Source organism: Microbacterium proteolyticum (genome assembly GCF_030818075.1).
Taxonomy (GTDB): domain Bacteria; phylum Actinomycetota; class Actinomycetes; order Actinomycetales; family Microbacteriaceae; genus Microbacterium; species Microbacterium proteolyticum_A.
In genome coordinates, this window is the sequence record NZ_JAUSZZ010000001.1 from 2,572,584 (window position 1) to 2,598,299 (window position 25,716).

Here is a 25,716-nt window from a genome sequence, read left to right on the forward strand (position 1 = left end):
CACCGACGCTGCCACACCGACCGGGTTGCACGGGTTGACGTCGTGCGGCAGAACCCCGCATTATGCGCGCCGCGTCTCAGCGCCGCCAGCCCCCGTGGCATCCCTTCGCCCGCGCAATAGTGTGCGTGCAGACGGCGATCCCGCGCCGTCGTCCCGCAGCATCGCGAAGGATCCGATGAGTCACGCTCCTGACCTCTCGCTGGCGCACACGGGCGACATCCTCGGGGGGCGCTACATTTTGCGCGAGCGCCTCGGTGCCGGCGGAATGGGGCGCGTCTTCCGTGCCCGCGACGAAGTGCTGGCGCGAGATGTCGCGATCAAGATCTTCCACGCTGACGGCGCCGGCGGACCCGAGCCGTTGCGGCGCATGTCGGAGGCGCGCGCACTGGCGGCCCTCGACCACCCCTCGCTGGTCACCCTCTTCGACGCGCGGCTGGTGGGCGAGGACCACGTCTACCTCGTGATGGAGCTGATCACCGGTCCATCGCTGCAGCGTCGGATCGAGCAGGAGGCCGTTCCGTCGCGGGAGCTGGCCGGCATCCTGGGCGATCTCGCCGGGGCACTCGCGGTCGTGCACGGCGCGGGGATCGTGCACCGTGACGTCAAACCCTCCAACGTGCTGCTGCGTCCGCTCCACGGGGCGCCTCGAGAGGCCGAGGCCGTGCTCGCCGACTTCGGTGTCGCCCACCTCATCGACGCCACGCGGCTGACCACCCCCGGCACCGTCATCGGCACGGCCGCGTACCTCGCGCCCGAGCAGGTGCGGGGCGAGGCGCCGCAGGCGGCGTCCGACATCTACGCTCTCGGGCTGCTGGCCATCGAGGCGCTGACGCGTCTGCACCCGTTCGGCGGCGGATCGCTGCAGGAGACCCTGCTCGCACGCCTGGCCCGTCAGCCCGACGTTCCGGGGTTGCTGAGCCCACGGTGGCGATCCCTGCTGACCGCCATGACAGCCACGGATGCCGCGGCGCGACCGTCGGCGGCAGAGGTCGCGCGGCGCGCGGAGGCGCTCGCGGAAGAGGAACCGGCGCTCGTTCCGGATGCCACGCAGTATCTCGCGGGGTGGATGATGCCGACCGCACCTATTCCCGCGTCCACGGTGGCCGCCGGGGCTCTGGACGCGGGCGCGTCGACGGCGGCCACCGGGGCCATGCCTACGGGCGGGTCGACGGTCGCCGCCGAGGCCGCACCCGCGGACGCGGGGAGGGTCACCGCGGGGGACGTGCCCATGGGCGGGTCGACGGTCGCCGACGGGGCCGTGCTCCCGGGCGGGTCGACGGCCGCCGCCGAGGCCCTTGTCACGCGGGCGTCGGAAGACACCGCGTCCGGGCAGATCGTTCTTGCGCCCGGCGATCAGGCGGCGGCGCACACTGCGGCGTCGCGTCGCGCGTCCGCCCGGCGTCCCCGTCGCCGCGGCTGGGCGTGGGTGGCCGCGAGCGCCGGCGCGGCGCTCATCGTCGGCGGACACCTCGCGGCCTTCTCGCTCGGGGCGGCGCATGATGTGACGACGGATCGCGCACCGGCGTCGACCCCCTCTCCGGCGCGCAGCGATTCGCCGCCGGTGGCCGACGACACCCCCGCCGCCACGCCCGCCCCTGTCGCGACGTCGGCACCCGTCTCGACGTCGGCACCCGTCGCATCGCCGTCGCCCGTGGTCGAGACCGACGCCACGGTACAGCCGAGCCCCGATGCGTCGACGCCGGCGCAACCAGCGCCGCCCGCGCCCGTCGTGGTCGAGTCGGTCGTCTCCCGGGCGACCGGTCCGAGCGGTGGCGGCGAGACGACCGGCGCCGCCGCGAACCCGGCGCCGCCCGTCCCCTCCGCGGAAGCGACCCGCTCTCCCGGCCGGGGAGCGCCGGAGGGCACAGGACGGCCCGACTCCCCCGGGAAGTCGGAGGACGCCGGCCCTGGCCGCGGCGTCGGCCCTTCGGGCAAGAACTGACCGCTGTCAACGGTGATGACCGACGCGGCGGCGCCGTGGTGGCATCCCGTTCATGAGCGATCCTGACCGTCTCCCCGTGCCCGACCCCGCCGCCCAGAAGACCGACCGCGACGACACCTCGATCGTGCCCGATATGGAGGCCGATCCGGTCGAGCGCGAGCGACAGCGAACCGAACAGGGCGACGGAGGCCATGACGTTCCTGCCTGAAACCGTCGGCGGTTCTCGGGGCGACGGGAGCGAAAGCCCTGTCGCCGCGGTCATCGGCGCGCAGCGGGTGAGAAGACTGGTGGCACGTCCGCCACGGTCCGATGAAGAGCTCCCCGTCGTGATCGGTCGACCCGGGAACGACGAAGGCCCGCCTCTGACGAGACGGGCCTTTCGCCTGCTCCCCGGCTTGGACTCGAACCAAGAACCTATCGGTTAACAGCCGATTGCTCTGCCAATTGAGCTACCGAGGATCGTGTCCGCCTTGCGGTGGACAACCCCACGATACTAACAGCACGCGGGGGCGCCGAGAAAATCAGGGGGCCGAAAGGCGTCGCTCGGGCGTGCCGTCGGGCGTCCACTGCACGTCCTGGTCGCCGTGGCCGAGGCCGACCGCGTGACCGGCGTGCAGCACGAGCACGTCGGCATCCAATTCCCTCGGTGCGTCGGCGTCGTTCGTGACGATCAGCGAGGCCATCCCCCGCTCATCGCGACGGCGCGTCAGCGCCTCACGGGCGGCCGCCCGCACCTCGAGGTCGAGGTTGGCGTAGAGATCGTCGGCGACGAATAGGCGCGGTTCGAGCACCAGCGCCCGGGCCAGGGCGACGCGCTGCCGCATGCCCGCGCTGAGTTCGTACGGATATTTCGGGGCCGTGCCGAGCGGCAATTCCATCTCATCGAGCAGCGTCGCCACGCGCACCGCGAGCGCCCGGGTGTTGACCCGCCGGTCGCGACTGGTGATCGGCTCCGAGATCACGTCGTGCACGGTCAGTCGCGAGGGCAGTGCGGCCCCCGCCCCCTGCGGCAGATACCCGGTGTGGAACACCCACTCGCGTCGCGCCCGGCCCGGATGCCGCGCCGAGATGCCGTGCACGCGCGCATCGCCGCCGACCACGGCGAGACCGTCGTCGGGAGCGCCGGCGAGCAGAGACACGAGGGAGGTCTTGCCGGCGCCCGTCGCCCCCCTCACCACGAGCGTGCGTCCGGGCAGCAGAGTGAACGTGATCCCGTCGATCACGCGAACGCCGTTGCGGGCGAGGGACAGATCGTCGGCGCGGAGGACGACGTCGGTGTCGAGGGTCCGGGGCATTCCTTCATCCTCGCCCACCGGTGGGACGGATGCCAGCGGCGCGCCCGGGGAGTCGGAGCGAGTGTTCACCTGACGAGCGCGCACGACACCGTCATCCGGGGCGCGATCGCGGACACGGAGCGGGGTCTCCGTGAATCTCTCGATCCGGGACCGCGGCCGGTCCACCGACCTCGCCGCACGCGGGCTCCCCGGCGTGCATTGGCGCGTCACGACGCGATGAGACGCTGCCGGTCGGCATCCAGTTCCCGCAGCCGCAGGCGCAGCCGGCGCCCTTCCTCGGAGTCGGGCGGCACGCGCTGGATCCCCCTCAGCAGCTCGTCCTTCTCGCGTTGCAGCTCGCGTACGAGCAGCCCGCGGGCGAGGTCGTTCGCCGACGCGACGGCGTCCTCCTCTGTGCGAGCGGGGAACTCCGCGGTCAACAGCTCGGCCGCGAGCGACCGGAACGGCTCGCGCACGGCCTCCACGGCCGCCACCGCCCAGCCGGGCTGCGACAGATCGGTGGATGCCAGGGAGCTGCGCACCGCCTCGAGGGCGGGGTGTCCGAAGGGCAGCTGCAGCGCGCGCAGGAACACGTCGGGGTCGATCCGGTGACCGTACTGCAGGAACGCCATCATCGCGCCGCGCTCGAGGGCGACGTCGCGGGTGTTGGGAAGGGACGCCATCGTGACCGAGACCGCGATCGGGGCGGGCTCGGCGACGCGGGCGTTCTCGCGCTGCTCAGCGCGGTCGGCTCCGCGCGCGGCGCGCTCCACCGCGGCCTGCACCTCGGGCATGTCGAGGCCCAGACGGCGGGCGAGCACGCGCACGTATCCAGGGCGAAGTGAGGGATCGCGGATGTCGGCGACGATGGGTGCCGCCGCGCGCAACGCTCCCGCGCGGCCCTCCACACTGCCCAGGTCGAAGTCTTTCAGTCGCTGGTCGATGACGAACTCGAACATGGGGTTCTTGTTCTCCATCAACGCGCGCACCGCCCCGTCGCCGCGCTGGAGCCGCAGGTCGCAAGGATCGAGTCCCTCGGGGGCGACGGCGACATAGGTCTGGGCGGCGAAGCGCTTCTCGTCGGCGAAGGCGCGCAGCGCCGCCTTCTGCCCCGCGGCATCCGGGTCGAAGGTGAAGACGACCTCGCCCGACGAGCTGTCATCGCCCATCACCCGACGGAGCACGGTGATGTGGTCGCTGCCGAACGCCGTACCGCACGAGGCGATCGCGGTGGTGACACCCGGCGAGGTGACAGGCCATCACGTCGGTGTACCCCTCGACCACGACCACCCGGTGCGAGCGCGAGATGTCGCGTTTGGCGAGGTCGAGGCCGTAGAGCACCTGCGCCTTCTTGTAGATCGGCGTCTCGGGCGTGTTGAGGTACTTCGGGCCCTGGTCGTCGTCGAAGAGCTTGCGCGCGCCGAAACCGATGACCTGACCGGTGACGTCGCGGATCGGCCACACCAGTCGCCCGCGGAAGCGGTCGTAGACGCCGCGCTGACCCTGCGACACCAGCCCCGCCTGCACGAGCTCGTCGCGGCTGAACTTCTGCGCCGACAGGTGGTCGAGCAGGTTCGACCACCCCTTCGGGGCATAGCCCACGCCGAAGTGCGCCGCCGCCCCGGCGTCGAAACCGCGCTCGCCGAGGAACCGGCGTCCGGTCTCGGCTTCGGGGCTCATCAGCTGCGCGCGGAAGTACTCCGCCGCCGCCGCGTTCGCGGCGTACAACCGCGAACGGCCGGTCGTCTCGGGGGCCGCTCCCCCGTCTTCGTAGTGCAGGGTGTAGCCGACGCGCGCGGCCATGCGTTCGACCGCCTCGGTGAACGACACGTGGTCCATCGCGCGCAGGAACGAGTACACGTCGCCCGACTCGCCGCAGCCGAAGCAGTGGTAGTACCCGACCTGGGGGCGCACGTTGAAGCTCGGCGAGCGTTCGTCGTGGAAGGGGCAGAGTCCCTTCATCGAGCCGACGCCGGCAGGCTTCAAGGCGACGCGTTCCCCGATGACGTCGGCGATGTTGACCCGCGCCTTCACCTCATCGACGTCGGCTTGGCGGATGCGGGCCATCAGGCATCCGCTCCCCGGGCGGCGCGGGCGCCGGGCGCCCACACGCCGAGCTCGGCGGCATCCACTTCTCCGACGAGCCGGCCGTGCCACGCGATGGCGAGCTGGTCGGTCAGGCTCGCGACCTGGTCGACGACCACGCGGCGCCGCGCGGTGTCGTCGGTGGCCGCGGCGAAGTCGGGGGCGTGCAGGGCGTCGAGCGCGCCCGGGTTCTCCCACAGGGCGGATGCCAGGCGCTTGAGCACGTTGCGCTGCTCGCGGTACAGCACCTTGCGGCCGTCGATCGAGACCACGGTGGCACCGATGATGCCCTTGAGCACCGCCATCTCGACTTCGACGTCGGCGGGCACGACGACGTGCGCCCGGTAGCGCGTGAGCTGATCGGTCGGGTACGCCTCGCGGGTGGCCGAGGTCGCGGCGCGCGCGAAGCGGCCGATGAGGTCGGACGTGAGGTTCTTCAGACGCGCGAGGGCGGGACGCGTGCCATCGAACGAGGGGATCCACTCCGGCATCGCCATCAGGCGCTCGAGGCCGGCGTCGAGGTCGTCGCGCACGAAGTCGTAGCCGACCCAGCGCTGGATCGCGTCGAGCAGACCCTCGCGGCCGACCCGGGATGCCAGGCGCGCGGGGTCGACGTAGCGGTTGACGACCGCGTCTTCGAAGTCGTGCACCGAGTAGGCGATGTCGTCGGAGAGGTCCATGACCTCGGCTTCGATGCAGCGCCGGCGGGCGGGGGCTTCCCCGCGCATCCAGTGGAACACCGGCTCGTCGTCGGGGTACACGCCGAACTTCAGGCGCCCGCCCGGGTCGGGGACCGGCTCATCGGCGGTCCACGGGTACTTGCACGTGGCGTCGAGGCTCGAGCGCGTCAGGTTGAGCCCGAACGGCTCGCCCTCGGCTCCGAACACCTTCGGCTCGAGGCGGGTCAGGATGCGCAGCGTCTGCGCATTGCCCTCGAAGCCGCCGATGCCCTCGGCCCACTCGTTCAGCGCCCGCTCGCCGTTGTGGCCGAACGGGGGGTGGCCCAGGTCGTGGCTGAGGCACGCGGTGTCGACGACGTCGGGTGACAGCTGAAGTGCGGTCGCCAGCTCGCGCCCCACCTGCGCGACTTCGAGCGAGTGCGTGAGGCGGTTGCGGGCGAAGTCGGCGGGGCTCGCCGGGCTGAGCACCTGGGTCTTGGCGGCGAGACGGCGAAGGGCCGCCGAGTGCAGCACGCGCGCGCGGTCGCGGGCGAAATCATCGCGCTGCGAGCGGTGCTTCTCGACGTGGAACCGCGCGGCATCCGCGTCGTCGTAACCGAGGGGGCGGGCGGCGGTCACCGCCACCTCACCCGCCACTGTGGTGCAGTTCTGCTGCGGCGAGCTCGCGGCCGGCCTCGTCGCCGATCTCGTGCGAGTCGAGCCAGCGATCGGGAAGCGCCGGACGCTTCGGGGTGCCCGCGCGACCACGCTGGCCTTCGGCCGCGGCCCCGGGGTAGGGCGCGTCGAGCTCCATCGTGGCGAGCAGCTCGTCGATCTCGTCCAGTGTCGAGGCCGTCGCCAGCGCTGCGCGTAGTTCGCCCCCGACCGGATACCCCTTGAAGTACCAGGCGACGTGCTTGCGGATGTCGCGGCATCCTCGCCCCTCGTCGTCGAAGAACTCCACGAGCAGCTCGGCGTGGCGGCGGAACGCGCGCGCAACGAAGCCGAGGGTCGCGTCGACGGGTTCGCCGTGCGCAGCACCGGGCCCGCCCAGGGCACGCGCCAGATCGCCGAAGAGCCAGGGGCGCCCGAGGCAGCCGCGACCGACGACCACGCCGTCGCAGCCGGTCTCGTCCATCATGCGCACGGCGTCGTCGGCCGACCAGATGTCGCCGTTGCCGAGCACGGGCACGCTCGTGACCGTCTCTTTCAGCTTCGCGATCGCCGACCAGTCGGCGTGGCCCGAGTAGAACTCGCTGGCCGTGCGGGCGTGCAGGGCGATGGATGCCACCCCCGCCCCCTCGGCGATACGGCCGGCCTCGAGGTAGGTGAGGTGATCGGCGTCGATGCCCTTGCGCATCTTGATGGTCAGCGGCTTGTCGCCGGCGGCGCGTACCGCTCGCTCGACGATCTCGCTGAACAGCGTCGTCTTCCAGGGAAGGGCGGCGCCGCCGCCACGGCGGGTGACCTTGGGGACTGGGCAGCCGAAGTTGAGGTCGATGTGGTCGGCGTGGTCTTCGTCGACGATCATCGTCACCGCCGCCTCGACGGTGGCCGGATCGACGCCGTAGAGCTGGATCGAGCGCGGCGTCTCCGACTCGTGGTGACGGATGAGTCGCATCGTGGTGTCGTTGCGCTCGACGAGCGCGCGCGTCGTGATCATCTCGCTGACGTACAGACCGGCACCGTACTCGCGGCACAGCCGGCGGAACGCGGTGTTCGTGATGCCGGCCATGGGCGCGAGCACGACCGGAGCGTCGAGCTCGATGTTGCCGATGCGGAGGGTCCGCGCCGGAGCCAATGCCGTGGTCATCGTTCCATTCTCCCAGACGGTAACCGACGGCGGACCTCATCCACAGGTGGTTCGCTCAGACTTTACTTCACCCACGAACGGCGAAACCGGTGTTGCGCGAAGGTGAATCGTCCCCGGTTCTCCGCCGTTCCTCTGCGGGTGTCAGCGCCGGGTGGGCTCGTGTTTTGGAGTCAGCGTGGTTCGCGGTCTCGAATTCCTCGGGTGGGACGTCGCCGAGGGTGCGGTGTAGGCGCTGGTTGTACCAGTCGACCCGGGCGAGCGTGACCCACTCAACATCGGCGAGCTGACGGAGCGGGCCGTCGAGAAATGGGGAGTCGTCGCGGATCGCTTCGTGTGAGAACAGCCCGATGGTAGGGTCCGCGAGAGCGTTGTCGTAGGCGTCGCCGGCGGATCCGATGGACGCGGCGATGCCTTCCAACGCGGGCGTCTCGGCGAAGCTGACCGAGGTGAACTGGCTGCCGGTGTCGCTGTGGTGTGCGAGTCCGTCGCCCGCGGGGCGGCTGGCCCGATCACGGCGCCAGAGCCCCATCCGCAGCGCCGTGGTGAGATCAGGAGCCCGCGCCGCATTCCGATCCGGGATCGTGGTGCGGACTCCCTGCCCGCGAACACGTCCGTTCAAGTCGAGGTGGCGCATCAGCCGGTCGACCTGCCGCGCGAAGACGTCGTGGCGTCGGCGACGGAGGAGCGCGACCATCTTCCGTCGCCCATACATCGCCTTCGCCGTCCCGAAGGTCGCCAGCAGCGCGTCGATGATGACCGCGTCCGCCAGGTCACGGTTGCTGGGGTGGGCTCGGGTCCGTGCCCGGCAGGTTTGCGCGGCGACCTGCACGCCCTGCTCGTGCAGAACCCGGCAGATCGACTCGACCGCGCGACCTCTGGCTCGTTGTTCGTCGATCAACGCGACGATCAGCGGCGTCGGGGGTCGAGTTTCCCGGCGTAGGATCCGCCGCATCCCTCAAGATCGCGTTGGCCCCACGCAGCTCCCGGCGCAACGCTCGAACTTCCTGGTTCTCCATGGAGGTCACCCGCCCCGGCCGGGCACCCTCGTCGACCTGCGCCTGACGCACCCACCGGCGCAACGACTCAGCCCCAACCCGAGGCGCTTGGAGATCGTCTCGCACGCAGCCGTGATGTTCGGGTACTCATCGAGGTGATCCGACACGAGCCGAATCGCTCGCTGCTGCTGCTGCTGCTCCTCCTCGGGAATCCTCTTCGGCATTATCAACATCTTCCTTCCAGGCCCGAAAGGAAACGGCATCAAACCGGAGACGGTTCAGGTCATGGGTTGTCCCGATCGGTATCGGTCCGCCCACCGCTTGGCCGTCGCCGGCGCGCACTGAAAGCGCTCAACAGCCCTCCGCAGCGACCAGTCGTCCTCCATGATCAAGACAGCCAGACGACGACGCCCCTCGGGCGCCATGGGCGCGTCACCGTGAGGCACGAAGACCTCCGTGGAACGAGTGTGCGGCTGTTACCCACATCGTCCCGGAGGTCTTTGCCTTACCTCGGCTGTTCACAACGTGTCGGGGAAGCACACCCGGGTCTTGCGGAAGCTTCGGATGGCTGGCACTGTCTGGGTGACTGACCGCGCCGCTGCGATACAACAACGACGCTTCCAACCGGCGCTCTTCCATCGGGAATGGAGTTCCACTGTGTACAACATGCCTCAGAAGGCTCTTGCCGCCGGAATTGCAGCAGTGCTGGCGCTCGGCATCGGTGCGGTCGCCCCGGCTCAGGCGGATACTAGGAGCTACGGGGGCGCACAAGATCGGACCATCCCGACCGCTGCCTCTCCGGGCGTGACGGACCTACCGTTGGACGCCTTCCGGAGGACGCCTTGAGTCCGGTCCCGCTGGCGGTTCACTCAGTATTGGCTGGTAACGCCTTCGGTGCAGTCGCTCCCGTGGTTCACGGCGTCGCTTGGGATCATGGTGCCGGTGTCGCTCGTGTGTATGCAGACAGGGATGCGCTCGACAGCGTGGCCGCTGCTCTCCAACCTCACTCGTCGCTCTTCGCCGTGACTCCGACACTTTTCACGAACCGGGAGCTGAGTGATGCGACCTATTTGGCCATCGAGCGATGGCGCCTCATCGCCGGCGGCAATGATTCCTTCTCGGTCATCCCGGCCCTCGATGGCAGCTCTCTTCATCTCGAGATTGAGGATGGGCCACGAGAGTCTGACCTTCTCGATCGGGCTCCCGGGCTTTCTGAGGAGTCATTCGGTAACCTCGGTGTTCCTTACGAGGTCAGCAAGTCATCTGCCGAAGCGGCAACTCGCTATCAGACGCAACCGCCTTACGCGGCCGGTAGTTCGGCGCTGTACCGAGTCTCGAATGGGGAATGGCGCAGCTGCACTAACGGCTTCTATGTGATCGACACCGGAACTCGTGCCACGTACAACCTCACTGCTGATCATTGCTCTGATGCGATCGGACAGATGTGGTGGATCGCGAACAATGAGGCAGGAGTCACCCCGTCGCTCACTGCCGGTACGCGTCTTGGCCAATCTCTCGGCCAAGCGAATGGCGGCAACAATAATACGGATCATGAACTTCTCCGGGCCTTTAATTCTCAGGAGCCGTATGTGCTGACTGGCGGCCCGGACAACCCCGGGCCCAAATCGCCGATCCGGGGCTGGACGGCGCCTGTCGTTAATGATGTCGTCTGTTACTCAGGATCGCCGTCCGGTCTTCGTTGTGGAAACATTGTGGGAGGTACCGAGATAACCACTTGTTACAATGGCATCCCATATTGCTATTACGGTTTGACGCGCACGTACCAGCAGAATGGCCTACCGGCAGCAGGTCAGGGAGACAGTGGCGGCCCGGTCATTCAAGTGTTCGCGGGTTCTGGTGGCACGGCGCGGGTTTTCGCAACCGGTGTTGTGAGCGGCATCTATGACTACGCAGGCAAGCCTTGCGCGGGCAAACAGGGCCGGTCTTGCTCTGACCTCGTGTCGTACGCACCACTCAGTCGATTCTTCCCGAACAACCAGCAGTATGGTCTCGCGATTGTCCCTTAGCCGCCGTGGGGTTCCCGGTCGAGGAGGCGCAGCTGCTCTTGGAGCAGCGTTCCTCGCCCTACATCTCACGGGCTGTGCCGGCGTCGAGGCATGCCCACCAATCGGTTTGCTCGCGACGCTTGAGGTGCAGACAGATGCGTCAGCCCATTTGCTGTCCGCGTGCGCAGACGAGTGTCCCGGTGAGGTTTCCGCAAGTGTTCAGCGTGTAGATGACACGTCTTGGATCGTGTCGTTTGACCAGGCGCAGGAGACTGTTGAACTCGTCGTTACCGATGTAGTGGGTGGGGAAGAAGTCAGTGTGGTGGTCAGGCCCGACTGGGGCGGGACTCAAGCCGCAGGTTGCGGCAATCCGGTGCATGCTGAAGTAGATATCGGCGGTCGCGGAGTCATGTGACCAGCGCTTGATCCGATAGACGGAGCGGCAGAGACTGTTCAAGAAGGACAGCGTGAGCATCCGACGTGTCTTCGTCCTTCTCTTTCCGACGCTTCCACGGCGTTGCTGACGCCCGAATAATCGTACCCACTACGAGCAGGGGCACGCTGAGCCACGGAACACACAGAACAACGAGGCCGCCCGCCAAGAGCAACCCGAGACGGTCAGCGTGACAGACGCGAAACGGTGGGCGTAGTGTCTCAGCCACCGCCACAAGCCGACCAACGGGTCCGCGGGCGGGCTCTCGGGCAATCCGGGAAGCGTAGCGTCTGGCCGGGGTCGAACCGGAGGCGGACACCGCTGTGGAGGAAGAGTCAGGCGTCGGCAGTCGCGGATGCCTTGCGGCGCTCGCCCCACACCTGACGGGCGATCTGGCTGAACGCCTCGACCGGCTGCGCTCCACTCACCCCGTACTTGCCGTCGATCACGAAGAACGGCACGCCCGTGATCCCGAACTGCTGCGCCTGCTCTTGATCGGCACGGACCGCGGCACGGTAGCGCTGCGATGCGAGCGCCTCGCGGGCGGCATCCTGGTCGAGACCGACCTCGACCGCCAGGGCGACGAGGTCGTCGTCGCGACCCACGTGCTTGCCCTCGAGGAAGTACGCCGACATGAGCACCTCGGCCAGCTCCAGCTGCTTGCCGTTCTGCTTCGCGAAGTGCAGCAGCTCGTGCGCTTTGACGGTGTTGGTGTGCTGGAGGATGTCGAAGCGGTAGGCGAGACCGGCCTCGGCGGCGACGCCGGTCACGCGATCCAGCATCTCCCGCGCCTGTTCGGGCGAGACGCCCTTGTGCTGCGAGAGGTAGTCGACCTCACCGCCGTGGAAGTCCTCGGGGGTGTCGGGCGAGAGCTCGAACGAGTGGTACTCGATCTCGACGACCGGAGCGTCGTCATCGGCAGCCGTGGCGGCCAGGCCGTTCTCGAGGTTCCGCTTGCCGATGTAGCACCAGGGGCAGGCGATGTCGCTCCACACGTCGATCTTGATGGCATCCGTCATATCGCCTGCAACCTTTCCTGTCGTCGTTCTATTCCGTTCGCGGCATCCGCTCAGGCGGGCCCGAGGGGCACCGAGGACTCCGCGGTCGGCGCGTCCACGGCCCCGCCGAACCGCCGGTCGCGCGAGAGGTACAACCCGATGGCATCCCACAGGTGGGTTCGGCGGAAGTCGGGCCACAGCGTGTCGAGGAACACCATCTCGGCGTACGCCGACTCCCAGAGCAGGAAGTTCGAGGTGCGCTGCTCGCCGCTGGAGCGCACGAAGAGGTCGACGTCGGGCATGTCGGGCTGGTAGAGGTGCTTGCGGATCAGCTTCTCGGTCACGGCCGACGGCTTCAGCTTTCCCGCGGCGATGTCGTCGCCGATGCGGCGCATGGCATCCACGATCTCCACGCGCCCGCCGTAATTGACGCACATCGTCAGGGTGAGGGTGGAGTTGCCCTCGGTGAGACGCTCGGCGTGCTGCAGTTCTTTGATGACCGAGCCCCACAGGCGCGGCTTACGGCCCGACCACCGGATGCGAACGTCCCACTCGTTCAATTGGTCGCGGCGGCGGTGCAGCACCTCGCGGTTGAAACCCATGAGAAAACGCACCTCATCGGGTGAGCGCGACCAGTTCTCGGTCGAGAAGGCGTACACCGACAGGTGCTTCACGCCCGCCTGGATCGCCCCGGCGACGACGTCGAGCAGAGCCGCCTCACCCGCGCGGTGCCCCTCGATGCGCGTGAGGCCCTGGCGGTTTGCCCAGCGGCCGTTGCCGTCCATCACGATCGCGACGTGCTCGGGCACCGACCCCATCGGGTACGCCGGTGGGTACTCCCCCGTCCAGTCGAGGGGGCGGTAGGGCACGGCGTCGCGGTGCGTGAACGGCTTCGGTGTCATCGATGCGACTCCAGGTGCGTGAGGGAACGGATGCCGCGTTCCAGGTGGAACTGCGCGTAGGCGGCCACGAGGCCCGAGGCGGCCGCGACCGTGCGGCCGGGGGCGTCGTCGATGGTCTCCCACTCCCCCGCCATGAGGGCGCGGAGCATGTCGACCGTGTCACGGGCCACCCGCGGGGAGCCCGCCGGCGCGCAGGTCGAGCAGACCACACCGCCGAGCTGGGCGAGGAAGTACGGGTGATCGCCGACCGTGCCGCACCGCGCGCACTCGGTGAGCCCGGGCGCCCACCCCGAGAGGGCCATGGCGCGCAGCAGATACGAATCGAGCACGCTGCGCTCGGAATGATCGCCGCGCGCGAGCGAGCGCAGCCCGCCGACGAGCAGCAGATACTGCTGGGGCGTGGCCTCGGCCTCGTTCAGCCGGTCAGCGGTTTCGACCATGGCGCTGGCGGTGGTGTACCGGTCGTAGTTCACGACGATGTCGGCGCCGTACGACCCCAGCGACTCGGCCTGCTGAACGATGTCGAGGTTGCGTCCCTTGAACAGCTGCACGTCGGCGACCATGAACGGCTCCAGACGCGACCCGAAGCGCGACGAGGTGCGCCGCACGCCCTTCGCGACGGCGCGGATCTTGCCGTTGCGCCGGCTGAGGAGGGTGAGGATGCGGTCCGCCTCCCCGAGTTTGTGGGTACGCAGGACCACGACTTCGTCGCGGTAGGTGGGCACAGTCCATTATCGTTCCGCGATGCCGTGAGCGGCCTGCGCGGCGCGCTCGCAGTTGCTTCGCAGTACCTCGAGCCGGGCCTCCTGCCGTAAGAGGCCCCGTCCCTGGATGACGCGGGTGCGCCCTCCCCGGGAACGCCCGCGACCACCGGAGAATGGATGCCGTGAACCCGCCCGTCTTCATCATCCCCCTGTGGGCCGACCTCACCGCCGTCGCGCTTGGCGGTGTGCAGGGCGCGCTCTTCGCCTCCGGCTTCCAGGGGCAGCGGCGCCTCGATCTGCTGGGGGTGGCGATCATCGGCATCCTGCTCGGGATGGGCGGCGGGCTCATCCGCGACCTGCTTCTGGGCCTCACCCCGGCGACGCTGCAGAACAACTGGTACCTGCTGACCGCCACCGGGGCAGCGCTGGTGGGGATGCTGCTGTCGGGGCTGTTCCAGCGCCTCAACCGTGCGATCGTCATGCTCGATGCGGTGGTGATCGGGCTGTTCGGCGCGTTCGGCACCTCCAAGGCGATCGCCCTCGGCCTGCCGCCCGTGCCCGCCGTCTTCGTCGGCATGCTGGCCGCCGTCGGCGGCAGTGTGCTGCGCGACGTGCTGATGGGTCTCCCGGTCGCCATCATGCACGTCGGTTCGCTCTACGCCGTGGCGGCGGGCGGCGGCTGCGCGGTGCTCGCCACCGTCGCCGCGTTCGGGGTGCCCCTGCCGCTCGCCGCGGTCATCGGCGTCGTGGTCACCACCGTCATCCGGGTGCTCGCGGTGCTGTTCGACCTGTCTCTGCCCGAGCAGCGCAAGCTCTATCGCCGCAAGGTCGCGGTCGAGACCACCGGCATCCCGATCATCCGCCCCGACGACGCATGACGCGTGAGGGGTCAAAAAGTGTCGCCCCGGCGGAGCCCAGGCGACACTTTCTGACCCCTCACGCGAGGAGGGCGACCTCAGCGCCGGGCGAGAACCCGGGCGTAAGCCACGGTCGTCGTCCTGACGGTGTCGGTCAGACGCCGGCCAGAGCGCCGGAACGCTCGCGCGTGCGGATCGCGCGGTTGACGCCCGACACGATCGCCTTGAGTGACGCGGTCGAGATGTCGTTGTCGATCCCGACGCCCCACAGGCGCTGGTCGTCGACCTGCAGCTCGATGTAGGCGGCCGCCTGGGCGTCGCCGCCCGAGCTGAGCGCGTGCTCGACGTAGTCGTACAGCGTGACATCGAAGCCCTGCGCGCGCACGATCTCGAGGAAGGCGGCCACGGGCCCGTTGCCGACGGCGGAGGCGCGGTGCGTCTCGTCGCCGTCACGCAGCGCGACCTCGAGCGAGACGTCGCCCGACATGTCGCTCGACGAGCGCGTGGACAGCAGCTCGAAGCGTCCCCAGCGCTCATCGTCGTTCTTCGTCGGCAGGTACTCGTCGGTGAAGATGTCCCAGATCTGGGTGCTCGACACCTCGCCGCCCTCGGCGTCCGTGCGGGCCTGCACGACACCCGAGAACTCGATCTGCAGCTTGCGGGGCAGATCGATCGCGTGGTCGGCCTTCAGCAGGTAGGCGACGCCGCCCTTACCCGACTGCGAGTTGACGCGGATGACGGCCTCGTACGAACGGCCCAGGTCCTTCGGGTCGATGGGCAGGTACGGCACGGCCCATTCGATGTCGTCGATGCCCTTGCCCTCGGCGGCAGCACGGGCCTCCATCGCCTCGAAGCCCTTCTTGATGGCATCCTGATGCGAACCGCTGAACGCGGTGAACACCAGGTCGCCGGCCCACGGGCTGCGTTCGGGGACGGGCAGCTGGTTGCAGTACTCGACGGTGCGCTTGACCTGGTCGATGTCGCTGAAGTCGATCTGCGGGTCGATGCCCTGCGTCAGCAGGTTGACGCCCAGGGCGACCAGGTCGACGTTGCCGGTGCGCTCACCGTTGCCGAACAGGCATCCCTCGATGCGGTCGGCGCCGGCCAGGTACCCCAGCTCCGCCGCGGCGACGGCGGTGCCGCGGTCGTTGTGCGGGTGCAGCGACAGGATGACGTTCTCGCGGTGGTTCAGATTGCGCGACATCCACTCGATCGAGTCGGCGTAGACGTTGGGCGTGGCCATCTCGACGGTGGCGGGCAGGTTCAGGATGACCTTGCGCTCGGGCGTCGGCTGGAAGACCTCGAGCACCTCGTTGCAGATGCGCAGGGCGAACTCAAGCTCGGTGCCGGTGTAGCTCTCGGGCGAGTACTCGTAGTACACCTCGGTCTGAGGAATGGTCGCCTCGTACTTCTTGCACAGGCGCGCGCCCTCGAGCGCGATGTCGACGATGCCCTGCTGGTCGGTGCGGAAGACGACCTCGCGCTGCAGCACGCTGGTCGAGTTGTACAGGTGCACGATCGCCTGCTTCGCGCCGGCGATGGCCTCGTACGTGCGGGCGATGAGGTGCTCACGGGCCTGCGTCAGCACCTGGATGGTCACGTCGTCGGGGATCAGGCCGTCGTCGATCAGCTGACGGACGAAGTCGAAATCGGTCTGGCTCGCCGAGGGGAAGCCGACCTCGATCTCCTTGTAGCCCATCTTCACGAGCAGGTCGAACATGACGCGCTTGCGCTCGGGGCTCATCGGATCGATGAGGGCCTGGTTCCCGTCACGCAGGTCGACGGCGCACCAGCGCGGCGCCACCTCGATGCGCTTGGAGGGCCACGTGCGATCGGGCAGGTCGACCCGGATCTGCTCGTGGAAGGGACGGTACTTGTGCACCGGAGCGGACGTGGGCTTCTGGGTGTTCTTCATGATGTGTCGCTTCTTTAGATTCGTTCGGTGGGGCCGACGACGATCTCCGCGACGAGGAAGGCCCTTAGATCGAGGACTCGTCGCGGCAGCTAAGAAGAAGCAGGCCACCGAAGCGCATCCTGCGATCGTAGCAGTCCCGCGGGAGTCGGTTCACTCCCCCGCTGTCGACGTCCCGGCGTCGGAGCCGTGAGACACGGTCCACTCGCGGGCGAGGAGGGCGTAGTCGAGCTCGTCGCTCCACCGGCCCTTGAACCACTCGTTCTCGACGAGGTGGGCTTCGAGACGCATGCCCAGGCGTTCGGCCAGGGCGCGCGATCGCCCGTTGTCGGCGTCGATCCGTGCGACCAGCCGGCGGAGCCCGTAGGTCGAGAACGCCGTGTCGACGAGCGCGCGCACCGCTTCGGTGGCGAGACCCCGACCGGCCGCGGCCGGGCTCATCACCCAGCCCATCTCCGCGGACCCGCCGCCGTCGAGGTGGAAGAGGACCACGTCGCCGATGACGGTTCCATCGCTCACGCGCTCGATCACCAGGACGATCCCGCCGCGCTCACCCTCGAGCGACGTGCGTCCGAACAGATGGCCGATGCGTCCGCGGATGTCATCCGGGGTCTGCGGATCGAACGGCAGGTACCGGCACACCTCGGCATCGCCGCGGTAGGCGGCCATCGCCTCGAGATCGCGTTCTTCGAACGGGCGCAGACGCACCCGATCGCGCGTCAGCTCGAGGGTCTCGGGCGCCGGGGGGAGGACGAACGGCGACCCGCTCACGGGACCAGAGCCACCTTGCCGCCCGGGTGCCCCGTCATGACGAACTGCACCGCCTCGACGGCATCCGCCAGGGCGAAGGTCCGGGCGACGGGCACGTCGAGGGCTCCGGATGCCGCGAGCTCCAGGATGCGGGCACGGGCGATGTCGCGGAAACGGGCGCTCTCCGGAAGGGCTCCGGCGATCCAAAGCACGCCGTCCTTCTTCGCACGCTGCGGGTCGACGATCGTCACGATGCGGTCGCGCTCGGGGACGAGGGCGAGCGAGACGTCGAACGCCTCGTCGGTTCCGACCGCGTCCCAGGCGGCCGCGATGGGCTTCCCCCCGGCGGCGTCGAGAACGCGCTCGCGCAGGCCCTCGCCGTAGGCCACCGGGATGCCGCCGTAGCGGCGCACCCGCGCGGCCGAGTCCTCGGCATCCGGACCCACCGTTCCGATCACGCGCACGCCGAGGGCGCGCGCCTGCTGCAGGAGGCTGACGCCGACAGCGCCCGAGGCCGCGTGCAGGAGCACGGTGTCGCCCTCGGCCACCCGGGTGACCTGAATCATCTCGGCCGCGGTGGTGCCGGCGAGCAGGAGGTTCGCCGCTTCCGGGTGGGAAAGGGTGGCCGGCTTCGGGAACACATCGCGGGCGGGCACGGTGAGGTGCGTGGCGTATGCGCCCTGGACGCGGAATGCCACGACCTCATCGCCGACGCTGAGCTCTCCGAGCCCGCCGACGGCGTCGGGTCCGACCGCGGTGATCTCACCCGACAGCTCGTAACCGATGGGGACCGGGTAGGTGGTTCCCGGGCGGGCGGCGGCGACGTGCTTGGCGTCCGCGGGATTGACTCCCGCGGCGTGAATGCGCACCGTCACCTCGTGCGGGCCGGGAGGGGCGAGCTCGATCTCTTCGAAGCTCCACGTCTCCACGGGCCCGGGGGCCGGGGCCGTCCACCTCATCGCCATGGTCGGGCCTTTCGCTGGTGTCGTGCGGTCGGGTCGGTGGGTCAGAAGCCGAGGCGGCCGAGCTGCTTGGGGTCGCGTTGCCATTCCTTCGCGACGCGCACGTGCAGCGACAGGTAGACGCGGCCGCCGACGAGCGGTTCGATGCCTTGGCGCGAGCGGGCGCCCACATCGGCCAGGCGCGAGCCCTTCTTGCCGATGATGATGGCCTTCTGGCTGTCGCGCTCGACCACGATGTTCGCGTACACGTCGGTCAGGTCGCTGTCCTCGCGCTTCGCGACGTCGTCGACCGTCACGGCGATGGAGTGCGGCAACTCATCGCGCACGCCGTGCAGCGCGGCCTCGCGGATGATCTCGGCGATGCGATCCTCGAGCGTCTCGTCGGTGACCACGTCGTCGGCGTACAGCGCGGGTCCCTCGGGCATGAGCGCGAGCAACTCGTCGCTCAGCACGTCGAGCTGGTCGTTCGTGTCGGCCGACAGCGGGATCACGGCCGCCCAGTCCTCGCGCAGGGAGTCGACTTCGACCAGGCGTTCGGTGATCTGGTCGCGCGTCGCGGCATCCGTCTTGGTCACCAAAGCGACCTTCTTCGCCCGCGGGTACCCCGACAGCGATTCGGCGATCCGTCGATCTCCGGGACCGACCTTCTCGGTCGCCGGGGCGCAGAACGCGATCACGTCGACGTCGCCCAGCACCTGCTCGACGAGGTCGTTAAGGCGCTGACCGAGCAGCGTGCGCGGACGATGGATGCCGGGGGTGTCTACCACCACGAGCTGACCGCCGGGACGGTTGACGATCCCACGGATCGCGCGACGGGTGGTCTGCGGTTTCTCGCTCGTGATGGCGACCTTCTCGCCGACGAGGGCGTTGGTCAGCGTGGACTTGCCGACGTTCGGCCGGCCCACGAAGGTCACGAAACCGGATCGGGTGTCGGTCATCTGTCGTTCCTTTCGCGCGACGAGGCGTCGGCCTCGGCGTCTTCGTCGGTGGGGATCTCGGCGCGCTCCACGATGACGGTGGCGATGCCGCGGTTCCGGCCGCGCGAGGCGCCACCGGTGAGGACCAGGCCGGAGTGCTCGGCGGTGGCGCCGGGCTGCGGGATGCGCCCGAGGGCCTTGCCCAGGAGACCGCCGACGGAGTCCACGTCGTCGTCGTCGAGCTCGAGGCCGAACAGGTCGCCCACCTCGTCGAGGCCCAGGCGGGCGTTGACGCGGTAGCGGCCGTCGCCCAGCTCGACGACCTCGGTGGAGGGGGCGTCGTATTCGTCGGCGATCTCCCCCACCAGCTCCTCGATGAGGTCCTCCATCGTGACCAGACCCGCGACGCCGCCGTACTCGTCGACCACGAGACAGACGTGCACGGCATCCTTCTTCATCTGCTGCAGCAGGGTCTCGGCCTTCATCGACTCGGGAACGAAGACCGCGGGCCGGGCGATGCGGCGGATGGGGGCGTCGCGCCAGCCGGCCTCGTCGCGGAAGCCGAACTGGACGAGATCCTTCAGGTACAGCATGCCGACGAAATCGTCGGCATCGTCGTCGGCGAGCGGAACCCGCGACACGCCCTTGTCGAGGAAGAGCGCGAGGGCCTCGCGGGAAGTCGCCGCGGCATCCACGCTCACCATGTCGGTGCGCGGCACCATGACCTCGCGCACGTACCGGTCGGTGAAGTCGAACACGGAGTGGATGAGCTCGCGGTCGTCTTCTTCGATGAGCTCGTTCTCGGCGGCCTCGTCGATGATGCTCAGCAGCTGCTCCTCGGACGCGAAGGACGTCGAGTGCGCGATCCCGGGCGTGACGCGATTGCCGACGGCGACGAGACCGTGCGCGAGGGGGCCGAGCAGGATGCGCATGCCGCGCACGATCGGTGCTCCACCGGTCAGCAGTCCGCGCGCGTGCTGCCGCCCGACGGACCGCGGGCTCGCTCCCACCGCGACGAAGGAGATCCCGGTCATCAGCACGGCGGCGGCGATCACGGCGAGCAGGATGTTGTCGAACATCAGCATGAACGCTGCCGCCACGAGCACCGCGGCCGTGGTCTCGGAGAGTACGCGGATGAAGGTCACGGCCGTGACGTGGGCGCTGGTGTCCTCGGCGATACGCTGCAGCGCGCCGGCATTGCGGCCGGAGACGCCGAGGTCGATCAGGTCGGCGCGGGACGTCACGCCGAGGGCCGCTTCGAAAGCCGCCATCAAGCCGCCGAAGGCGACGAGCAGGAAGGCGGCGACGAGGAGCAGCGCCTCGGTCATGCGCGGCGCTGGCGCTCGACGGCCTGGAACCCCGTGATCAGCTCGCGCTGCAGACCGAACATCTCGCGCTCCTCCTCGGGCTCGGCGTGGTCGAACCCGAGCAGGTGCAAGAGGCCGTGCGTGGTGAGCAGGATCAGCTCGTCCTGGGTGGAGTGCTTGGCGGCGACGGCCTGCGTCTCGGCGACCGCGGGGCACAGCACGATGTCACCCAGCAGACCCGCAGGGGTCGGCGAGTCCTCGGAACCGGGGCGCAGCTCGTCCATCGGGAAGCTCAGGACGTCCGTCGGGCCGGGCTCGTCCATCCACTGCACGTGGAGGGACTCCATGGCGCCCTCGTCGACCAGGACGATCGCGACATCGGCGTCGGCGCTGACGTGCAGCTCCGCCAGGTTGTACTCCATCAGTCGCAGGAGCACCTGCTCGTCGATCTGGTGGCCGGATTCGTTGTTGATCTCGATGGTCATGAACGGCTTCGTCTCGGGAGGTGATCGCGGGGACCGGCAGCGCTCTGGCCGCGTCGCTCCGCACGGGTGGCGAACTCGGATGCCTCGTCGCGCTCTCGACGCGCGGCGAGGCGCTTCTCGTCGTACTCGCTGTAGGCGTCGACGATGCGGCCGACCAGGGAGTGACGCACGACGTCGTCGCTGGTCAGGCGCGAGAAGTGGATGTCGTCGATGTCGCTCAGCACACGGGTGACCAGGCGCAGACCCGAGGCTCCCTGAGGGAGGTCGACCTGCGTGATGTCGCCGGTCACGACCATGCGCGTGCCGAAGCCGAGACGTGTGAGGAACATCTTCATCTGCTCGGGCGTGGTGTTCTGCGCCTCGTCGAGCACGACGAAGGAGTCGTTCAGCGTGCGTCCGCGCATGTAGGCGAGAGGAGCGACCTCGATCGTGCCCGTCGCCATGAGCTTCGGCACGATGTCGGGATCCATCATCTCGTTCAGCGCATCGTAGAGCGGTCGCAGGTACGGGTCGATCTTGTCGGTGAGCGTGCCGGGCAGGAAGCCGAGCCGCTCGCCCGCCTCGACGGCCGGACGCGTGAGGATGATGCGGTTGACCTCTTTGCGCTGCAGCGCCTGCACGGCCTTGGCCATGGCGAGGTATGTCTTGCCCGTACCGGCGGGGCCGATGCCGAAGACGATCGTGTTGTCGTCGATCGCGTCGACGTACTCCTTCTGCCCGGCGGTCTTCGGGCGGATGACCTTGCCGCGCGACGAGAGGATCGCCTCGCCCATGACCTCGGACGGACGCGGTCCGCCGTCGGTGCGCAGCATCCGATTGGAGCTCGTCACGTCGGAGGGGTCGAGCCCCTGGCCGGAGCGCGTCATCGACAGGAGTTCGTCGACGAGTCCGCGCGCCGCGCGGACCTTGTCGGCGGCACCCGAGAGCGTGATCTCGTTGCCCCGGACATGGACGTCGACGTCGGGGTGCTCCTTCTCGACGACGCGCAGCAGGCGGTCCTGCGGGCCGAGCAGCTGCACCATAGCCACGCCGTCGACGGCGACCTGCTCGACGACGGTCTCTTCGGGGGAATCAGCCACCCAGGCTCTTTTCGTTCAGGCCACCCGCGAGGACGTGGGCATGCACATGGAAGACGGTCTGACCGGCGCCCTCGCCGGTGTTGAAGATCAGACGGAAATCGCCGTCGGCGTGTTCGGCGGCGACGGAGTTCGCGAGGCCGACGAGCTCGGTGAGGAGATCGGGGTCGCCCGCGGCGAGTTCGACGACGTTGCGGTACTGCTCGGTTTTCGGAATGACCAGCAGGTGCACCGGCGCCTGCGGGGCGATGTCGCGGATCGCGAAGGCGTTCTCGGTCTCGGCGACGATCTCCGCGGGGATCTCGCCCTGCAGGATGCGCGTGAAGATCGACGGTTCGCTCATGGCATCCAGTCTAGTGACGGCCTCCGACACGGCGGGTCGGGCAGGTCTGCGGGGCCGCGCTCGGCGTGGGACGGGTCCGCACGCGGGTTCGGGTCGGACTACCAGCGCCCGTGCGCCGCCGAGAGCACGGCGATCGCCGCCGCACCCGCCGTCGAGGTGCGCAGCACGGTGTCGCCCAGACGGACGATCCGGGCTCCCGCGTCGGACAGCGCCGTCAGCTCCTCCGGCGCGATGCCGCCCTCGGGGCCGACCACCAGCACGACGTCGCGTCCGTCGGAGGCTTCCGCTGCGATGGTGACGAGGCGATCGGATGCCGACGGCTCCAGCACGAGCACGCTGGCCGTCCGCGCAAGCCGCACGAGATCGGCTGTCCGCACGACACCTTCCACCTCGGGGATCCACGCGCGGTGCGCCTGCTTCGCGGCCTCGCGGACGATGGTGCGCCAGCGCGCCAGACCCTTGTCGGCCTTCGCGTCCCAGCGCGACACGCTGCGCGCGGCCTGCCACGGCAGGATCGCGTCGACGCCGAGTTCGGTCGCCGCCTGCACGGCCAGCTCGTCGCGGTCACCCTTCGCGAGTGCCTGCACGAGCACGAAGCGGGGCGCGGGAGGCGCGACGTCGTCACGCGCGGTGACGGTGACATCCACCTGCTTCGGAGTGACGGCCGTCACGATCCCGGCGAGCCAGGCGCCCCGCCCGTCGCCGAGCGTGACGTGTTCGTCGACGCGCACCCGCCGCACGGCCGCGGCGTGATGCGCCTCGGCGCCGGTCAGCACGACGGCATCACCCGGTTCGGCGTGGCCGGCGTCGTCGGTGACGAAGTGTAGCGCCACGGTCAGTGCCGGAAGCGGTCGCGGAACTTGCTGAACCTGCCCTGCTGGTGCTCGGCGAGACGCGGCTTGGGAGCCTTCGTGCGCTGGGCGAACTCCTCGATGAGAGCGCGTTCCTTGTGGTCGAGTCGCGTGGGGGTGACCACGTGCACGCCGACCTTGAGGTCACCGCGCTGGCTGCCGCGCAGCGGCGTGATGCCGCGGCCCTTGATGGTCAGCACGTCGCCGGACTGCACGCCCGGACGCACCTCGAGGTCGACGCTGCCGTCGAGGGAGTCGATCGTCGTGGTGGCGCCGAGGATGGCATCCGGCATCGACACCTCGAGGGTGGCGACGAGGTCGTCGCCCTCGCGGCTGAACGCGTCGTGCGCCTCGACGGTGACCTCAAGGTACAGGTCGCCGTTCGGGCCGCCGGCGGGGCCGACCTCGCCGGAGCCGGGCAGCTGCAGGCGCAGACCCGACTCGACACCGGCGGGGATGTCGACCGAGACGGTGCGCCGCGCGCGCACACGACCCTGACCCTGGCAGGTGCCGCAGGGGTAGGGGATGGTGGTGCCGTGCCCCTGGCAGACGGTGCAGGGGGCGCTGGTGACGACATTGCCGAGCAGGCTGCGGACGGTGCGCTGCACGTGGCCCGAGCCATGGCAGATGTCGCACGTGACCTCGCTCGTACCCGGCTGCGTGCACGCGCCGTGACAGGTCTCGCAGAGGACCGCGGTGTCGACCTCGAGGTCGCGGTGGGTCCCGAAGACGACGTCGCCGAGCTGCAGCGTGACCCGCACGAGGGCGTCCTGGCCGCGCTCCCGACGTGACCGGGGTCGGGGTCCGCGACCTCCCCCGCCCTGGGCTCCGCCGAAGAACGTCTCGAAGATGTCGCTGAATCCGCCGAAGCCGCCCGCTCCCCCGCCGCCGAACGGGTTCTGGTCGCCGCCCATGTCGTAGCGGCGGCGCTGCTCGGGGTCGCTGAGCACGTCGTAGGCGTGCGTGACGAGCTTGAAACGCTCCGACGCGTCGGCGCCGGGGTTCACATCGGGGTGCAGCTGGCGGGCCAGGCGTCGGTACGCCTTCTTGATGTCGTCGGCGCTGGCGTCGCGCTCGACGCCCAGGACCTCGTAGTGGTCAGCCACAGTCGCCTTCCTGCCCGCTCGCGCGGGGTCGTTCGGGTGAAGATACGCGTCAGCGTGCGCTGTCGTCGTCTTCGAGCATGCGGGTCAGATAGTGCGCGACGGCACGGACCGCCGCGAGATTGGAGGAATAGTCCATGCGGGTGGGGCCGAGCAGGCCCACGCGCGCTCCCCCGGTGGAGCCGTCGTAGCGGCTGGCCAGCACCGAGGCCTCGACGAGCCCGAAGGGTTCGTTCTCGCGTCCGATGCTCGCGGACAGGCCCTTCTCATCGGCCACCATCTCGGTCATGAGCCGCAGCAGGGTGACCTGCTCCTCGATGGCCTCGAGCAGGGGATAGATGCTGCCGCGGAAATCCTGCTCGCGCTTGGCGAGGGTGGCGGCCCCGGCCATGACGAGGCGGTCCTGGCGGAACTCCTCGAGCTCCTCGCCCACGATCCGCAGCACGGCGTCGGCGATCGCGTCGAGGATGATCCCCGGGCGGGGACCGTCGGCGACGGCATCGGCCACGCGCTGTACGCACTCGGCGATGCCGTGGCCCACGAGGACGGCGCCGACGCGTGCGCGCAGCTGCACGACATCGGCCTCGGTGGGCTGAGCGGGGACCAGTGCGATGCGCTGCGACACCCGCCCGGTGTCGGTGACGAGGATGACGAGCACGCGGGGGCCGCCGAGCGCGACGAGTTCGACGTGCGTCACGTTGGCGCGCGCGAACGAGGGGTACTGCACGATCGCGACCTGGCCGGTGAGTTGCGTCAGGGCGCGGACGGTGCGGGCCAGAAGGTCGTCGAGGTCGCCGGCTTCGTCGAGGAAGGACGTGATCGCGCTGCGCTGGGCGCTCGAAAGCGGGCGCAGCTCGGCGAGATGGTCGACGAAGACTCGGTAGCCCTTGTCGGTGGGCACGCGTCCCGACGACGTGTGCGGGGCGACGATGAGATCTTCGTCTTCGAGCAGAGCCATGTCGTTGCGGATCGTGGCGGCGGACACGCCGAAGGCGTGCCGCTCGACGATCGCCTTACTGCCGACGGGCTCACGCGTGTCGACGTAGTCCTGCACGATCGCGCGGAGCACCTGAAGGCCGCGTTCCGACACCATGAGCTGCTCCTTCCGTCTGGCACTCGACTCGACTGAGTGCCAATTCTACGGGATCGACGCGGAGGGTTGCCGGGGACGCGCGGATGCCGAGTCGTGCCTCGAAGGCGGGGCCGCGCCCGACGCCGGGTCGCGTGACGAACGGCTCGACCGGGCGTTCCGCGCGCGCGACGGCGTACGGCGACGATCCGTCGCGGCGTCCGCGCCACGCCGACGCGTCCCCCCGGATGTCGGCCGCCGCATCACGCGGTC

23 protein-coding genes, 1 tRNA gene and 2 pseudogenes are annotated in these 25,716 nt (G+C 69.5%); 4 read left to right on the forward strand and 22 right to left on the reverse strand.

Features of this window, described 5'->3' with window-relative positions:
- Window positions 1-175 precede the first annotated feature (175 nt).
- Together QE392_RS11935 and QE392_RS11940 are read left to right on the forward strand one after the other, a co-directional pair.
- Window positions 176-1,942: a protein kinase domain-containing protein gene (locus tag QE392_RS11935; protein WP_307451958.1), complete on the forward strand. Its 1,767-nt coding sequence runs from the start codon at window positions 176-178 to the stop codon at window positions 1,940-1,942.
- A gap of 52 nt (window positions 1,943-1,994) precedes the next feature.
- Complete coding sequence (locus QE392_RS11940) at window positions 1,995-2,150, forward strand: hypothetical protein (protein WP_307451960.1); 156 nt, start codon at window positions 1,995-1,997, stop codon at window positions 2,148-2,150.
- Window positions 2,151-2,328: 178 nt separating this feature from the next.
- On the opposite strand, the gene QE392_RS11945 is transcribed toward QE392_RS11940, so the two are convergent.
- The 7 genes and pseudogenes from QE392_RS11945 to QE392_RS11975 all read right to left on the reverse strand — a co-directional run.
- Window positions 2,329-2,401: transfer RNA gene (locus tag QE392_RS11945), tRNA-Asn, on the reverse strand.
- 62 nt (window positions 2,402-2,463) lie between these two features.
- A complete protein-coding gene (locus QE392_RS11950) occupies window positions 2,464-3,237 on the reverse strand; it encodes an ATP-binding cassette domain-containing protein (protein ID WP_307451962.1) in 774 nt (257 codons plus the stop codon).
- Window positions 3,238-3,443: 206 nt separating this feature from the next.
- Window positions 3,444-5,283, reverse strand: a pseudogene (dnaG, locus tag QE392_RS11955) (DNA primase).
- Complete coding sequence (locus tag QE392_RS11960) at window positions 5,283-6,605, reverse strand: deoxyguanosinetriphosphate triphosphohydrolase (RefSeq protein WP_373426463.1); 1,323 nt, start codon at window positions 6,603-6,605, stop codon at window positions 5,283-5,285. The pseudogene dnaG and the gene QE392_RS11960 overlap by 1 nt, the downstream one beginning before the upstream one ends.
- A gap of 1 nt (window position 6,606) precedes the next feature.
- Window positions 6,607-7,773, reverse strand: a complete 1,167-nt coding sequence (gene dusB, locus QE392_RS11965; RefSeq protein WP_307451964.1) for a tRNA dihydrouridine synthase DusB — start codon at window positions 7,771-7,773, stop codon at window positions 6,607-6,609.
- Window positions 7,774-7,840: 67 nt separating this feature from the next.
- The gene (locus tag QE392_RS17560) at window positions 7,841-8,602 is read right to left on the reverse strand and encodes a hypothetical protein (protein WP_373426464.1); all 762 of its coding nucleotides are present in this window, start codon (window positions 8,600-8,602) and stop codon (window positions 7,841-7,843) included.
- 447 nt (window positions 8,603-9,049) lie between these two features.
- Window positions 9,050-9,214: pseudogene (locus QE392_RS11975) on the reverse strand (helix-turn-helix domain-containing protein); the annotation flags it as partial.
- Window positions 9,215-9,751: 537 nt separating this feature from the next.
- Between QE392_RS11975 and QE392_RS11980 the strand changes: the two are divergent.
- Window positions 9,752-10,795, forward strand: coding sequence for a hypothetical protein (locus QE392_RS11980; protein WP_307451967.1), 1,044 nt, complete (start codon window positions 9,752-9,754; stop codon window positions 10,793-10,795).
- A 139-nt stretch (window positions 10,796-10,934) separates the two neighbouring features.
- On the opposite strand, the gene QE392_RS11985 is transcribed toward QE392_RS11980, so the two are convergent.
- The 4 genes from QE392_RS11985 to recO all read right to left on the reverse strand — a co-directional run bounded on the left by QE392_RS11985 (window position 10,935) and on the right by recO (window position 13,832).
- A complete protein-coding gene (locus QE392_RS11985; RefSeq protein ID WP_307330192.1) occupies window positions 10,935-11,249 on the reverse strand; it encodes a hypothetical protein in 315 nt (104 codons plus the stop codon).
- A 293-nt stretch (window positions 11,250-11,542) separates the two neighbouring features.
- Window positions 11,543-12,226 carry a DsbA family oxidoreductase gene (locus QE392_RS11990; protein WP_307451969.1) on the reverse strand — a complete coding sequence of 228 codons (684 nt, stop codon included), beginning with the start codon at window positions 12,224-12,226 and terminating at the stop codon, window positions 11,543-11,545.
- Window positions 12,227-12,276: 50 nt separating this feature from the next.
- On the reverse strand, window positions 12,277-13,107 hold the full coding sequence (locus tag QE392_RS11995) for an isoprenyl transferase (RefSeq protein ID WP_307451971.1): 831 nt from the start codon (window positions 13,105-13,107) through the stop codon (window positions 12,277-12,279).
- Window positions 13,104-13,832, reverse strand: coding sequence for a DNA repair protein RecO (gene recO / locus QE392_RS12000; RefSeq protein WP_307330198.1), 729 nt, complete (start codon window positions 13,830-13,832; stop codon window positions 13,104-13,106). Before recO ends, QE392_RS11995 begins: the two co-directional genes overlap by 4 nt.
- 161 nt (window positions 13,833-13,993) lie before the next feature.
- Here recO and QE392_RS12005 point away from each other — a divergent pair, with 161 nt between their 5' ends.
- Window positions 13,994-14,689, forward strand: a complete 696-nt coding sequence (locus QE392_RS12005) for a trimeric intracellular cation channel family protein (protein ID WP_307451973.1) — start codon at window positions 13,994-13,996, stop codon at window positions 14,687-14,689.
- Between the two features lie 133 nt (window positions 14,690-14,822).
- Here QE392_RS12005 and leuA read toward each other — a convergent pair whose 3' ends face one another.
- From leuA to hrcA, 11 genes are all read right to left on the reverse strand, one after another.
- Window positions 14,823-16,583, reverse strand: a complete 1,761-nt coding sequence (gene leuA / locus QE392_RS12010) for a 2-isopropylmalate synthase (RefSeq protein WP_307451975.1) — start codon at window positions 16,581-16,583, stop codon at window positions 14,823-14,825.
- A 150-nt stretch (window positions 16,584-16,733) separates the two neighbouring features.
- Entirely contained in the window at window positions 16,734-17,351 is a 618-nt protein-coding gene (locus QE392_RS12015) for a GNAT family N-acetyltransferase (protein ID WP_307451978.1), read from the reverse strand.
- A complete protein-coding gene (locus QE392_RS12020) occupies window positions 17,348-18,295 on the reverse strand; it encodes a quinone oxidoreductase family protein (RefSeq protein ID WP_307451980.1) in 948 nt (315 codons plus the stop codon). Before QE392_RS12020 ends, QE392_RS12015 begins: the two co-directional genes overlap by 4 nt.
- A gap of 41 nt (window positions 18,296-18,336) precedes the next feature.
- A complete protein-coding gene (gene era / locus QE392_RS12025; RefSeq protein ID WP_307451981.1) occupies window positions 18,337-19,230 on the reverse strand; it encodes a GTPase Era in 894 nt (297 codons plus the stop codon).
- Entirely contained in the window at window positions 19,227-20,537 is a 1,311-nt protein-coding gene (locus QE392_RS12030) for a hemolysin family protein (protein WP_307451983.1), read from the reverse strand. Before QE392_RS12030 ends, era begins: the two co-directional genes overlap by 4 nt.
- Window positions 20,534-21,001 carry an rRNA maturation RNase YbeY gene (gene ybeY / locus QE392_RS12035; RefSeq protein ID WP_307451985.1) on the reverse strand — a complete coding sequence of 156 codons (468 nt, stop codon included), beginning with the start codon at window positions 20,999-21,001 and terminating at the stop codon, window positions 20,534-20,536. The genes QE392_RS12030 and ybeY overlap by 4 nt, the downstream gene beginning before the upstream one ends.
- Window positions 20,998-22,023 carry a PhoH family protein gene (locus tag QE392_RS12040; RefSeq protein ID WP_307454130.1) on the reverse strand — a complete coding sequence of 342 codons (1,026 nt, stop codon included), beginning with the start codon at window positions 22,021-22,023 and terminating at the stop codon, window positions 20,998-21,000. Before QE392_RS12040 ends, ybeY begins: the two co-directional genes overlap by 4 nt.
- A gap of 49 nt (window positions 22,024-22,072) precedes the next feature.
- Window positions 22,073-22,420 (reverse strand): HIT domain-containing protein, encoded by a 348-nt coding sequence (locus QE392_RS12045; RefSeq protein WP_307451987.1) that lies wholly within the window; start codon window positions 22,418-22,420, stop codon window positions 22,073-22,075.
- Between the two features lie 98 nt (window positions 22,421-22,518).
- Window positions 22,519-23,253: a 16S rRNA (uracil(1498)-N(3))-methyltransferase gene (locus tag QE392_RS12050; RefSeq protein ID WP_307451988.1), complete on the reverse strand. Its 735-nt coding sequence runs from the start codon at window positions 23,251-23,253 to the stop codon at window positions 22,519-22,521.
- Window positions 23,254-23,255: 2 nt separating this feature from the next.
- Window positions 23,256-24,377 carry a molecular chaperone DnaJ gene (gene dnaJ, locus QE392_RS12055; protein WP_307451989.1) on the reverse strand — a complete coding sequence of 374 codons (1,122 nt, stop codon included), beginning with the start codon at window positions 24,375-24,377 and terminating at the stop codon, window positions 23,256-23,258.
- Between the two features lie 49 nt (window positions 24,378-24,426).
- A complete protein-coding gene (gene hrcA, locus QE392_RS12060; RefSeq protein ID WP_307451991.1) occupies window positions 24,427-25,467 on the reverse strand; it encodes a heat-inducible transcriptional repressor HrcA in 1,041 nt (346 codons plus the stop codon).
- Window positions 25,468-25,716 lie beyond the last annotated feature (249 nt).